The sequence below is a fragment of the Pseudomonas sp. PF05 genome, from assembly GCF_056521845.1.
On record NZ_JBWLPW010000001.1, the window covers coordinates 221162 to 234109 of the forward strand.

Here is a 12948-nt window from a genome sequence, read left to right on the forward strand (position 1 = left end):
CTTGTGGTCACCCAGGTTCCCCTGTGGGAGCGAGCTTGCTCGCGATAGCAATCCAGCAGGCGACAAATGCCTTACTGGCTCACCGCCGAACCTGCTTCAACGTCTCAGCAATCAGGAAAGCCAGCTCCAGCGACTGATCGGCATTCATCCGCGGGTCGCAGTGGGTGTGGTAGCGGTCCGATAGTCCGTCCTCGGTAATCGGGCGTGCGCCGCCGATGCATTCGGTGACGTTTTGCCCGGTCATTTCGATGTGAATCCCGCCGGCATAGGTGCCTTCGGCTGCGTGGACCTGGAAGAACTGCTTCACTTCACCGAGGATCTGCGCAAAGTCCCGGGTCTTGTAGCCGCTGCTGGCTTTGATGGTATTGCCGTGCATGGGGTCGCAGCTCCACAGCACTTGCTTGCCTTCACGCTGCACGGCGCGCAACAGCGGCGGCAAGTGTTCGCCGACCTTGTTGGCGCCCATCCGGGCGATCAGGTTCAACCGGCCGGGGTCGTTCTGCGGGTTGAGCACGTCGATCAGGCGGATCAGGTCGTCCGGGTCCATGCTCGGACCGACCTTGACCCCGATCGGGTTGTGCACCCCACGCAAGAATTCCACATGGGCGCCGTCCAACTGACGGGTGCGGTCGCCGATCCACAGCATGTGGGCCGAGCAGTCGTAATAGTCGTTGGTCAGGCTGTCACGACGCACGAAGGCTTCTTCGTAATTGAGCAGCAGCGCTTCGTGGGCGGTGAAAAAGCTGGTTTCGCGCAGTTGCGGCGAGCTGTCCATGCCGCAGGCGCGCATGAATGCCAGGGTTTCGTCGATGCGGTCGGCCAGGTGGCTGTACTTTTCGGCCAGGGCCGAGTTGGCGATGAAATCCAGGTTCCACTTGTGCACCTGGTGCAGGTCGGCGAACCCGCCCTGGGCGAAGGCGCGCAGCAGGTTCAAGGTGGCAGTGGATTGGTGGTAGGACTGCAGCAACCGCTCCGGGTCCGGTACGCGGCTTTTTTCATCGAAACCGATACCGTTGACGATGTCGCCGCGATAGGCCGGCAGGGTCACGCCGTCGATGGTTTCGTCGTTCGCCGAACGCGGCTTGGCGAACTGCCCGGCCATGCGCCCGACCTTGACCACAGGGCAGCCGGCGGCAAAAGTCATGACGATCGCCATCTGCAAGAGCACCTTGAAGGTGTCGCGGATCTTGGCCGCCGAGAACTCGGCAAAGCTTTCGGCGCAGTCGCCGCCTTGCAGCAGGAACGCCCGGCCCTGGGTCACCTCGGCGAACTGACGGCGCAACTCCCGGGCTTCACCGGCAAACACCAGTGGCGGATAGCTGGCCAGGGTCTGCTCCACCTGCAACAGGTGCGCGGCGTCGGGGTAGCAGGGTTGTTGCTGGATCGGCAGGGCGCGCCAGCTGTCAGGGCTCCAGGGTTGGCTCATCATGATCTCTAGGTGATTTACGCTCGGATAGCCATGTTATCAGCAAATTAGTGCGTGACCTGCTCCGGTTGCTTCGCGGACAATCGCGCCTTTGTCCCGTATACGCAGGCTCAAGCCGGCACGGCCACCATCAGGAGATGAAATGACAGAGGAGCGCGTCGAGCATTTGCTCGCCGAGGTGCACGACGAGTTCGGCATGATTCGCGTATTCGAAGTGGCCGATTACCGGTTTCTCGAGTTTGGCGATGCCATCGAGCAGAGTTGCGTGTTCACAGCCGATCCGAGCTGGCTCGAATATGACTATACCCGCGCCATGCTCATCGGCGCGTTGTGTCACGAGCAGCCGGAAAGTGCACTGTTTCTGGGGCTGGGCGCCGGTACCTTGACCCAGGCCTGCCTCAAGTTCCTGCCGTTGGAAGATGTCGAGGCCATCGAATTGCGCCCCGACGTGCCGCGCCTGGCCATCGAATACCTGGGGTTGGATGACGATCCGCGATTGTATATCCGTATCGGCGATGCACTGGAACTGCTTGAAAGCGCCGAGCCGGCGGACTTGATTTTCGTCGACCTCTATACCGATGTAGGTCCCGGCGTCGGTCACCTGGCGTGGGGCTTCCTGGAAAACTGCCAGAAGCGTCTGAACCCGGGCGGTTGGCTGGTGATCAACCAGTGGGCCACCGATGACGGCAAGCCATTGGGTGCGGCGCTGTTGCGCGGCTTGTACCACCGGCATTATTGGGAGCTACCGGTGAAGGAGGGCAATGTGATCCTGATCGTGCCGGCGGACCTGGATCAGGAACTGGATATGCAAGGGCTGGTCGCCAGGGCCGAAGGACTGGCGCCGCGGCTGGGTTATTCGTTGCAGTCGTTGATCAAGGCGATCCGCCCGGCGACCTGACACCCGTCCAAGGTGTGACCACCCGCTGCGGGAGCAAAGCTTGCTCGCGATGGACACAACTCAGTACCTGCGCAAATCGCGGTGCCTGCATCGCGAGCAAGCTTTGCTCCCACAGGTAAAGATGAACCGTTTTAGCACCCCACCCCCGCAACGCCGTGCCTGTGCAAAACAAACGGTTGTGCCGTTAACCCCGGGGCCTCTGAAAAAGAGCCCCATAACGGGGTTCGGCAATAAAAAAAGCTCCCTTTTCGGGCGAATTCCGGTATAGTGCGCGCCGGCCTTTAGCCGGGCCGCGTCAAGGTAGCGCAATTCTCCGAAGTCAGCTTCGGTTGCATGTCCGCACAACGGATCTTCCACGACGTTCTTTTTCATTCATTCGTTTTCGCAAATCCCCGCCGACAAAGCAGCCAGGGCGACTCTTGAGTCTCAACACGGCATGCGCAGCTTTGGAGCATGGGTCTTTGCGGATGCACTTAGAGGCAGACCCATGACCCAGGAAACCGGCGGCTTCGCCGCTTTTAATCTCAACCCGAACATTCTTGCTGCCGTCACTGCGACCGGCTACGAAGAACCTTCGGCGATTCAGCAGCAATCGATCCCGATCATCATGGCCGGCCACGACATGATTGGTCAGGCGCAAACCGGTACGGGTAAAACCGCCGCGTTCGCCCTGCCGATCCTGCATCGCATCGATCCTGCCAAGCGCGAACCGCAAGCCCTGATCCTGGCGCCAACTCGTGAGTTGGCGCTGCAAGTAGCAACCGCTTTCGAAACCTATTCCAAGCAGATGCCTGGCGTTACCGTTGTGGCCGTTTATGGCGGCGCCCCGATGGGCCCGCAGCTGAAAGCCATCCGTAATGGCGCGCAGATCGTTGTCGCCACTCCGGGTCGTCTGTGCGATCACCTGCGTCGTGACGAAAAAGTCCTGGCCACCGTGAACCACCTGGTTCTCGACGAAGCCGACGAAATGCTCAAGCTGGGTTTCATGGATGACCTGGAAGTCATCTTCAAGGCCCTGCCAGCCACCCGCCAGACTGTATTGTTCTCGGCCACCCTGCCGCAATCGATCCGTGCCATTGCCGAGCGCCACCTGCGCGATCCGCAACACGTGAAGATCCAGACCAAGACCCAGACCGTCACCGCGATCGAACAGGCTCACCTGCTGGTTCACGCTGACCAGAAGACGTCTGCCGTTCTCAGCTTGCTGGAAGTGGAAGACTTCGACGCCCTGATCATGTTCGTGCGCACCAAGCAAGCGACCCTGGACCTGGCCAGCGCCCTGGAAGCCAAAGGCTACAAAGCCGCTGCGCTGAACGGTGACATTGCCCAGAACCAGCGTGAGCGCGTGATCGACTCCCTCAAGGATGGCCGCCTGGACATCGTTGTGGCGACCGACGTCGCTGCCCGTGGCCTGGACGTTCCGCGCATCACCCACGTATTCAACGTGGACATGCCGTACGATCCGGAATCCTACGTTCACCGTATCGGCCGTACCGGCCGTGCCGGTCGCGAAGGCCGTGCGCTGCTGCTGGTCACCCCGCGTGAGCGTCGCATGCTGCAAGTGATCGAGCGTGTAACTGGCCAGAAGGTTGCTGAAGTTCGCCTGCCGGACGCCCAGGCCGTTCTCGATGCCCGCATCAAGAAACTGACCAACAGCCTGTCGCCACTGGTGGCTGACGCCGAATCGACCCACGGTGATCTGCTCGATCGCCTGACCGCCGACATCGGTTGCACCCCACGCGCCCTGGCCGCCGCACTGCTGCGCAAGGCCACCAATGGCCAAGCGCTGAACCTGGCTGCAATCGAGAAAGAACGTCCCCTGGTGCCGAACAACGCACCGCGTGGCGATCGTCCTGAGCGCACCGGTGATCGTCCGGATCGTGGTGACCGCGAGCGTCGTGCTCCGATCCCGCTGGCCGAAGGTCGTGCTCGCTGCCGTACCGCGCTGGGTGCCCGTGACGGCATCGCTGCCAAGAACCTGCTGGGTGCCATCCTCAACGAAGGCGGCCTGGCCCGCGAAGCGATCGGCCGCATCCAGGTGCGTGACAGCTTCAGCCTGGTAGAGCTGCCGGAAGATGGTCTGGAGAAGTTGCTGACCAAACTGAAGGACACTCGTGTCGCCGGCAAGCAGCTCAAACTGCGTCGCTATCGCGAAGATTGATCCGCTCTAGGGCTGATTGATCGAACATAAAAAATCCCCGACTGGTTCGGGGATTTTTTTTGCCTGTCGTTTGGTGATCCTTCAGGTTGATTGGCGTTGTCCCGTTCGCGAGCAAGCCACACATTCGATCTGCGTTTCCTGTGGGAGCGGGCTTGCTCGCGAATGGAGCGACTCGGTCTATCGGTCAGTCAAACCGATAAATGTCCATCCCCAGAGCGCCCATCGTGAACCCTTGGTGGACAGCACTGAATTTCCCACCGGCACCCCGGGCAAAATACAGCGGCAGCAAGTGCTCATCGCTGGGGTGGCTGCGCACGGCGTTCGGCGCCTGGCGACGGTAATCATGCAGTGCGTTCTCGTCGTCGGCCGCCAGCGTCCCAACCATCCAATCGCGAAAGGCCTTGGCCCAGGGCTCAATGCTGTCGGGGCCGGCGTTCCAGTCCAGGTCGCGCAGGTTATGGGTGATACTGCCAGAACCGATCAGCAAGATGCCCTGTTGGCGCAGGTTCGCCAGGGCCTGGCCGACCTGTGTCTGCAACACCGGTCCCTGGCGGCTGGGCAGGGAAACCTGTACCACCGGGATGTCGGCCTCGGGGTACATCAAGGACAATGGTACCCAGACGCCATGGTCGAACGGCCGCTGAGGGTCCAGGCGTGCCGGCAGGTGCGCGGCGTTGAGCATGGCTGCGACTTGCGCCGCCAGTTGAGGATCGCCAGGCGCGGGGTACTGCACCTCATACAGGGCCGGTGGGAAGCCGCCGAAGTCGTGCCACGTGCGTGGCTGTGGATTGGCGCTGACCAACAGTTCGTTGCTTTCCCAGTGGGCGGACACGATGACGATGGCCTTGGGCTTGGGTAATTGAGCGGCCAGGCGAGCCAATGCCGGACCGCTGTCGCCGGGTTCCAGGGCAAGCATCGGTGAGCCATGGGAGATAAACAGGCTGGGCAGCATGAAGGGGCTCCTGAGCGTTAAGATGGGGTCATCTTCCATTAGGTCAATGATCTAAATCTAATATAAGTTTTAACCCGTTTTGATCGATTTTTTTGGAGTGAATCATGGAGCCCGAGTTTTGGCACAAGCGCTGGTCATCGAACCAGATCGGTTTTCACTTGCCGGAGGTGAACCCTTACCTGCAGCGTTTCTGGCCGCAACTGGGGCTGGCCCAAGGCAGTCGGGTGCTGGTGCCGTTGTGTGGGAAAAGCCTGGATCTGCTGTGGCTTGCCCATCAGGGCTATTCGGTGCTGGGCGTGGAGTTGTCGGAAAAAGCCGCCACTGATTTTTTTCCTTGAGCATCAGCTTGAGCCGAGCATCAGTGAAGAGGGCGCGTTCAAGGTATTTCGGTCCGGTGATATCGAAATCCGATGCGGTGACTTCTTTGCCTTGGAACGCGAGGATGTGGCTGATTGCGCGGCACTGTACGACCGTGCCGCGCTGATCGCCTTGCCCGTGCCGATGCGCGAGCGGTACGCGGCCCATCTGCAGAAGATCTTGCCCAATGGCACCGGATTGTTGATTACCCTGGATTACAACCAGGATGAAATGCCTGGCCCACCGTTCTCTGTCGGGGATGATGAGGTGCGGCGGCTGCTGGGAGGTGCCTGGCAGTTGGAGGTGTTGCAGGAAGAGGATATGCTGGGGGAAAGCTGGAAGTTCTTGCAGGCGGGGGTGACGAGGTTGGATGAGCGGGTGTATCGGATTTCCTGGCGTTGATGTTGTGTGTTTATGCTCGTGCCCACAGTTGATCTGCTGTGAACAATGACTCTGGGGGGGGGGTATATCCGTTGCTGCAGCAACGGATATACACACCAAAACAAGTAGATACCGCAAAAAAACGGCGCTTCCCATTTCTGAAAGAAGCGCCGTTTTTCCAAGCTGAACTGCATTACGCATTTCTGCGGGTTTTCTCTTGAGGCTAACGATCAGCCCCGACGACGCAGTGCGTCGATACGCTCTTCCAGCGGCGGGTGGCTCATGAACATGCGCGCCAGGCCCTGCTTGATGCCACCGTTGATGCCAAAGGCACTCAGGGTGTCGGGCATGTGCACTGGCAGGCCTTGCTCGGCGCGCAGGCGTTGCAGGGCACCGATCATGGCGCTGGTGCCGGCCAGGCGTGCACCGGCGTCGTCGGCGCGGAACTCGCGTTTGCGCGAGAACCACATGACGATGGCGCTGGCGAGGATGCCCAGTACCAGCTCGGCGAAGATGGTCGCCACGTAGTAGGCGATGCCCTGGCCTTCTTCGTTCTTGAAGATCACCTTGTCGACGAAGTTGCCGATGATGCGGGCGAAGAACATCACGAAGGTGTTCACCACGCCCTGGATCAGTGCCAGGGTCACCATGTCGCCGTTGGCGACGTGGCCGATCTCGTGGGCCAGCACGGCCTTGACTTCATCTGGCGAGAACCGCTCGAGCAAACCCTGGCTGACGGCGACCAGTGCGTCGTTCTTGTTCCAGCCGGTGGCGAAGGCGTTGGCTTCGTAGGCTGGGAAGATACCGACTTCCGGCATCTTGATACCGGCTTCGCGGGACAATTGCTCGACGGTTTGCAGCAGCCATTGTTCGTGGCGAGTGCGCGGCTGGCTGATGATCTGGGTGCTGGTGCTCATCTTCGCCATCCACTTGGAGATGAACAGCGAGAACAGGGAACCGGCGAAACCGAACACCGCACAGAAAATCAGCAGCTGATTGAGGTTGAGGTCAACCCCATTGGCCGCCATGAACCCGTTGAAGCCGAAGAGGCTCAGGGTGATGCTGGCAATCAGCACGACCGCCAGGTTGGTGGCCAAGAACAGCAGGATGCGCATCATGGTTGTGAAAATCTCCTCATGCTAAAGATGTAGCGTTATGCGGGGTATATAAGGTGCTGCCGCAGGCTATTCAACTCACCGACTATTTCAAACTGTGTCCTACAAGCGTCCTAAATGTTTGAAAGACTTTTCTGAAAGTGACTAGGGAAAAGAAATACGGCGTTTGCCCCCCGTGAACGTTGAGCCGAGGTGCTCGTCGGCTGTCCAGCGCCCTAGTGTAGAAGGCCTTGTGGAGTCGACAGAACGGATATGTTGCTGAATCAAACAGCGTGCGAGGCGAGGACTCCGCGCACGCTGTCTGGTTTATTGACGGTAGGACTTGAGGAAGTTGCCGATCCGGCCGATGGCCTGGTCGAGGTCATCGACCCGCGGCAGGGTCACGACGCGGAAGTGATCCGGCCACGGCCAGTTGAACGCCGTACCCTGGACCACCAGCAGCTTCTCGGACAGCAGCAGGTCGAGGACGAATTTTTCATCGTTGTGGATCGGGCAGACCTTCGGGTCGATCCGCGGGAAGGCGTACAGCGCGCCCATCGGCTTGACGCAACTGACACCGGGAATGTCGTTGAGCAGTTCCCAGGTGCGATTTCGCTGTTCCAGCAGCCGGCCCTGGGGCAGGATCAGGTCGTTGATGCTCTGGTAGCCGCCCAGCGCCGTCTGGATCGCATGCTGGCTCGGCACGTTGGCACACAGGCGCATGTTGGCCAGCATATCGATGCCCTCTATGTAGCTCTGGGCGTGATACTTGGGGCCGGAAATGACGACCCAGCCTGAGCGGAAACCCGCTACCCGATAGGATTTTGACAGGCCGTTGAAGGTCAGGCACAGCAGGTCCGGTGCCAGGGATGCAGTGCAGATGTGCACGGCGTCATCGTAGAGGATCTTGTCGTAGATCTCGTCGGAGAACACCACCAGGTTGTGCTGGCGGGCCAGTTCCAACATGCCCAGCAGCACTTCCCTGGAGTATACGGCGCCAGTCGGGTTGTTCGGGTTGATGATCACCAGCGCCTTGGTATTGGGCGTGATCTTGGCCTTGATGTCCGCCAGGTCAGGGAACCAGTTGGCCTGTTCGTCGCACAGGTAATGCACCGGGTTGCCACCGGACAGGCTCACGGCAGCGGTCCACAGCGGATAGTCCGGCGCCGGTACCAGCACTTCATCGCCGTTGTTGAGCAGGGCCTGCATCGACATCACGATCAGCTCGGACACGCCGTTACCCAGGTAGATGTCCTCGATGCCGACGCCTTCGACCTGTTTCTGCTGGTAGTACTGCATCACGGCCTTGCGGGCACTGAACAGGCCCTTGGAGTCGCTGTAGCCCTGGGCGGTCGGCAGGTTGCGGATGACGTCCTGGAGGATTTCATCGGGCGCTTCGAAACCAAAGGGGGCCGGGTTGCCGATGTTCAGCTTGAGGATGCGATGGCCTTCCTCTTCCAGGCGTTTGGCGTGCTTGAGCACCGGGCCGCGAATGTCGTAGCAGACGTTGGCGAGCTTGTTCGATTTGCTGACCTGCATGGCGATGTGTTCCCGAAAATGAACGATCCAGGCGGCGTATGAACTACCGTACTGGGAATCCTGCGTCTGTGCCCAGGCCTGACGCGGTATAAGGCGCCACAATCCGTTTGAATGCGCATGACGTGACTGCCAGACTGGCGCCTGACGAGGCGCAATCATACGTGCCGCCCGATCTGCGGAAAAGCGTCGGATCGGGCTTTTTCAATTGCCGAGGTAGGACGATGGAAAAGTTGGAAAAAACCCTTGAACAATGGCGCTCGATGCTTGACCCGGAGCAGTACAACGTTTGTCGGCTCAAGGGCACCGAGCGGCCATTCTCCGGTAAATACAACGCCACCAAGACCGACGGTGTGTACCACTGCATCTGCTGCAACGAGCCGTTGTTCGATTCCAAGACCAAATTCGATTCCGGTTGTGGCTGGCCGAGTTTCTACGCGCCGATCGAGGGCAGCGCGGTGGTGGAGGTGCGGGACGTCAGCCACGGCATGATTCGCACCGAGGTGGTCTGCGCCAAATGCGACGCCCACCTGGGCCACGTCTTCCCCGACGGCCCACCGCCCACGGGTTTGCGGTACTGCATCAACTCGGTGTGCCTGGATCTGGTCCCCCGAGAATAATTCGGTGGAGCAAAGCTTGTTCGCGAAACAGGGCGTCTCGATTTCTGAACGACCGTATCGCCTTTATCGCGGGCAAGCCTTGCTCCCACAGTCTGCGGAGTGGGTAATTCGGATAATTAAATTGCATGCAATTTAATTGCTTACTATCTTAACCCGCCTGTCCTATAACTTTTCGGAGCCTTGCCATGAGCGACAACCTGCTGAGCATCCCGTGCACCACCATCAAGGGTGAGCAAAAGACCCTCGCCGATTTTGCCGGCAAGGCCGTGCTGGTGGTCAACACGGCCAGCCAGTGCGGGTTCACCCCGCAGTACAAGGGGCTTGAGGCGCTGTGGCAGACCTACAAGGACCAGGGCCTGGTGGTGTTGGGCTTTCCCTGCAATCAGTTCGGCAAGCAGGAGCCGGGCAACGAGGGGGCGATCACCGAATTCTGCGAACTGAACTTCGGCGTGAGTTTTCCGCTGTTCAAGAAAATCGAGGTCAACGGCGCCAACGCCCATCCGCTGTTCGTCCAGCTTAAGCAGCGGGCGCCCGGCGTGCTGGGGTCCAAAGGCATCAAGTGGAACTTCACCAAGTTCCTGATCGGCAAGGATGGTCAGGTGGTCAAGCGTTTTGCCCCGACCACCAAGCCCCAGGACCTGACCGGTGAGATCGAAGCACTGCTCAAATGAATGACCTGTCAGTCGATTCGCTGAAGCTCGACAGCCAGTTGTGCTTCAAGCTGTACGCTGCTTCGCGTGCAGTGATCCGTGGCTACAAGCCAATGCTCGATCAACTTGGCCTGACCTATCCGCAATACCTGGCGATGCTGGTGTTGTGGGAATGGCAGGACACGGCCCCGCCACAGCCGACGGTCAAGGCCCTGGGTGAGCGTTTGTTGCTGGATTCCGGCACGCTGACGCCGCTGCTCAAGCGCCTGGAGCAACTGGACCTGGTCCAGCGCCAGCGTTCGGCCCGGGACGAGCGAGAGATGCACTTGAGCCTAACGGCTGCCGGGCGAGCCTTGCGTGAGCAGGTTGGCCCGCTCAAGGCTCGCCTGTTGTGTGACAGTGGTATCGACCTGGACCGCCTGGGCGCGTTGCGAGACGGCCTCGATCACCTGCTGGGCCAGATCAAAGCGCTGACGTAGTCGGCACCCACTGGTCCAGCACGGCTGCCAGTTCTTCGCGGCGGAACGGCTTGGACAGGTAATCGTTCATGCCGGCCGCGCGGCAGCGCTCGCGTTCTTCAGGCATCGCGTTGGCCGTCAGGGCAACGATCGGCAGGTCCGACCAGCGCCCGCTGCGGCGGATCTGCCGGCTGGCTTCGTAACCGTCCATCACCGGCATGTTGCAGTCCATCAACACCAGGTCGAACACTCGCTGTTCCAGTTGATCCAGCGCTTCGACGCCGTGGGCGGCGACGCTGACTTCGCAGCCCAGCTTCACCAGCATGCCCTTGGCCACCAGTTGGTTGACCGGATTGTCCTCCACCAGCAGCACCCGTCCACGCCTGGCTGGCGTCAGGGTTTCGATCTGTGCGTCATTGATGGTGGTGGCCTCGCTTTGCATGGCGCGCCGCAGAATCTGGTACAGCGCATGGCGTGCCAGCGGTCGGGCCTGTTGTATCAGCGGGGCGAGGGCGGCGGCTTCTTCGCTGGGCATGAAACTGCCATAGGCGGTCACCAGCAGGATCGGCGCATCAAAGGTCGGCCGCAGGTTGAACAGGCATTCCGGGCAGTCCGTGATCAGCACGTCAGGCTTGAGGCCCAGCAACCCGTCATCGATGGAGCGCTGCACATAATCCAGTCCCCACCCCGGCAACAGCATGCCGAGCAACTCGGCCAGGCCGCTGCTGCTGGCGGTGATGGCGACGACGTTGCCGCGCAACGGTTCGACCGGCGTTGCCGGGAGATGGCAGGGCAGGGGCAGGTCGGCACAGAACTGACTGCCAAAGCCGGCTTCGGAGCTGATGGTCAACCGGCCCTGCATGGCTTCGCAGAGGTTGTAAGTCAGTGCCAGGCCCAGCCCGGTGCCGCCAAACTGGCGGGTAATCCCGGCGCCGGCCTGGGTGAACGGTTGCAGGATTCTTGCCTGGGCTTCCTGGGGAATGCCGATGCCTGTGTCGCAGACCTCGATGCGCACGCCGCCTTCGTAATGACTCAACTTTACGTCAACCCGGCCGAAGCGCGTGAACTTCAATGCGTTGGACAACAGGTTACTGACGATCTGGCGCACCCGGGTCGGGTCGCCGAGTACCTGCGCCGGAAACTGCGGGTCGATCAGGCAGGCCAGTTCGACGCTGGGGGCCGCATTCTGGGAAAGCAGGTTGGCGGTATCCTCCACCAGGGAGCCGAGGTCGAACGGGATGCGTTCGAGCTCCAGTTGACCGGCGTCGAATTTCGACAGGTCGAGAATGTCGTTGAGCAGTTCGACCAATACCTTGCCCGAGTCATGGGCAATCGATAGCTGCTGCTGTTGTTCGGCCGTCAGGGGGCCGTCCAGGGACAGGGCGATCATGCCCAGCAGGCCGTTGAGCGGTGTGCGGATCTCGTGGCTCATGTTGGCGAGGAACGCAGAGCGGGCCTCGGCCATGTCCAGGGCCGTGCGCCGGGCCACTTCCAGTTCCTCGTTGGACTGGCTGAGGCGGGCATTGATGGCCTTGAGTTCGGCGGTGCGTGCCGAGACGATGTTCTCCAGTTGCGCCAGGTATTCGGTGAGGCGATTTTCGGCCGTGCGCCGCTGCTGGATTTCGGTGGAGATATTTTCGAATTGTTGGTTGGCGACGGAGACCAGTACGCCGATTTCATCGGACTGGTGGCCGCTGGGGCATTCCAGGCGGCTCTGTTCGCCGCTGCTCGGATCGCGGCTGCTCAGTTCGCGAATGACCCGCACCAGGGGCTTGGTCAGCATCACGTAGAACAGTGCCAGCAGCAGGCCGGTGAGGATCAGGCTGCGGGCGAAGCCGTTGAGCAAGGTGACCTCGGCACGGCGCAAAAAACGACTGCCGAACGCATAGGTGTCGACGTCCAGTCGCAATATGCCCAGGGACTCGGCGGGCAGGTGGTCCAGATAGAGCCGGTCCTCGAACTGACGCTGGGCACCGAACAGGAAGTCGCTGATGAACCGGTAGCTGCTTTGCAGCTCTGGCCGCTTGACGCTGGCCAGCACGATATTGTTGTTGTCGATCAACTCGGCCCCAATGATGGCGGGTGAGCGCAACAGGCCCATGGACAGCTCCTGGGCGAGTTCGGCGTCGATGTTGTAGGCGATGCGCGAGGCCGGGTTGTGGCTGATTTCCAGCAGCGAGAGGATTTCACGGTTGATCGATGCGTCTTCGCTGGCATAATCGATGCCGATCTGCATCAGGCTGAGCAAAGTGCCCAACACAAAGCCCACCAGGACGGTCAGGCGGGCCTGCTTGTAGGAAAGCCGTTGGGTGAATCTGATGTCCATTGAGTGATGAACCACTTACGTTTCCCTTCGCCGGTCAAGCATAGCTGATCATCTCTGAAGTCCGGTGTAGCCGGTGTGTATTGTGTGAA

10 protein-coding genes and 1 pseudogene are annotated in these 12948 nt (G+C 60.6%); 6 read left to right on the plus strand and 5 right to left on the minus strand.

Annotated features, from left to right (window positions below; translation table 11 throughout):
- Window positions 1-79 precede the first annotated feature (79 nt).
- Complete coding sequence (locus tag AC09SL_RS01025; RefSeq protein WP_058543208.1) at window positions 80-1426, minus strand: class II 3-deoxy-7-phosphoheptulonate synthase; 1347 nt, start codon at window positions 1424-1426, stop codon at window positions 80-82.
- A 142-nt stretch (window positions 1427-1568) separates the two neighbouring features.
- Here AC09SL_RS01025 and AC09SL_RS01030 point away from each other — a divergent pair, with 142 nt between their 5' ends.
- Together AC09SL_RS01030 and AC09SL_RS01035 are read left to right on the plus strand one after the other, a co-directional pair.
- Entirely contained in the window at window positions 1569-2324 is a 756-nt protein-coding gene (locus AC09SL_RS01030; RefSeq protein WP_058543209.1) for a spermidine synthase, read from the plus strand.
- A gap of 487 nt (window positions 2325-2811) precedes the next feature.
- Window positions 2812-4485 carry a DEAD/DEAH box helicase gene (locus tag AC09SL_RS01035; protein ID WP_014337279.1) on the plus strand — a complete coding sequence of 558 codons (1674 nt, stop codon included), beginning with the start codon at window positions 2812-2814 and terminating at the stop codon, window positions 4483-4485.
- A 184-nt stretch (window positions 4486-4669) separates the two neighbouring features.
- Here the strand turns inward: AC09SL_RS01035 and AC09SL_RS01040 are convergent, their stop codons facing one another.
- Window positions 4670-5437 carry a DODA-type extradiol aromatic ring-opening family dioxygenase gene (locus tag AC09SL_RS01040; protein ID WP_058543210.1) on the minus strand — a complete coding sequence of 256 codons (768 nt, stop codon included), beginning with the start codon at window positions 5435-5437 and terminating at the stop codon, window positions 4670-4672.
- 104 nt (window positions 5438-5541) lie between these two features.
- On the opposite strand from AC09SL_RS01040, the pseudogene AC09SL_RS01045 reads away from it, so the two are divergent.
- Window positions 5542-6196: pseudogene (locus AC09SL_RS01045) on the plus strand (thiopurine S-methyltransferase).
- A gap of 209 nt (window positions 6197-6405) precedes the next feature.
- On the opposite strand, the gene htpX reads toward AC09SL_RS01045, so the two are convergent.
- Together htpX and AC09SL_RS01055 are read right to left on the minus strand one after the other, a co-directional pair.
- Window positions 6406-7293, minus strand: coding sequence for a protease HtpX (htpX, locus tag AC09SL_RS01050; RefSeq protein WP_058543211.1), 888 nt, complete (start codon window positions 7291-7293; stop codon window positions 6406-6408).
- A 303-nt stretch (window positions 7294-7596) separates the two neighbouring features.
- On the minus strand, window positions 7597-8808 hold the full coding sequence (locus AC09SL_RS01055; RefSeq protein WP_058543212.1) for a pyridoxal phosphate-dependent aminotransferase: 1212 nt from the start codon (window positions 8806-8808) through the stop codon (window positions 7597-7599).
- A gap of 221 nt (window positions 8809-9029) precedes the next feature.
- Between AC09SL_RS01055 and msrB the strand changes: the two genes are divergently transcribed.
- The 3 genes from msrB to AC09SL_RS01070 all read left to right on the plus strand — a co-directional run bounded on the left by msrB (window position 9030) and on the right by AC09SL_RS01070 (window position 10554).
- On the plus strand, window positions 9030-9425 hold the full coding sequence (gene msrB, locus AC09SL_RS01060; protein ID WP_058543213.1) for a peptide-methionine (R)-S-oxide reductase MsrB: 396 nt from the start codon (window positions 9030-9032) through the stop codon (window positions 9423-9425).
- Window positions 9426-9610: 185 nt separating this feature from the next.
- The gene (locus AC09SL_RS01065; RefSeq protein ID WP_003199416.1) at window positions 9611-10096 is read left to right on the plus strand and encodes a glutathione peroxidase; all 486 of its coding nucleotides are present in this window, start codon (window positions 9611-9613) and stop codon (window positions 10094-10096) included.
- A complete protein-coding gene (locus AC09SL_RS01070) occupies window positions 10093-10554 on the plus strand; it encodes a MarR family winged helix-turn-helix transcriptional regulator (protein WP_058543214.1) in 462 nt (153 codons plus the stop codon). The genes AC09SL_RS01065 and AC09SL_RS01070 overlap by 4 nt, the downstream gene beginning before the upstream one ends.
- On the opposite strand, the gene AC09SL_RS01075 is transcribed toward AC09SL_RS01070, so the two are convergent.
- Entirely contained in the window at window positions 10538-12859 is a 2322-nt protein-coding gene (locus tag AC09SL_RS01075) for a hybrid sensor histidine kinase/response regulator (RefSeq protein WP_058543215.1), read from the minus strand. The genes AC09SL_RS01070 and AC09SL_RS01075 overlap by 17 nt on opposite strands.
- Between the last annotated feature and the right edge of the window lie 89 nt (window positions 12860-12948).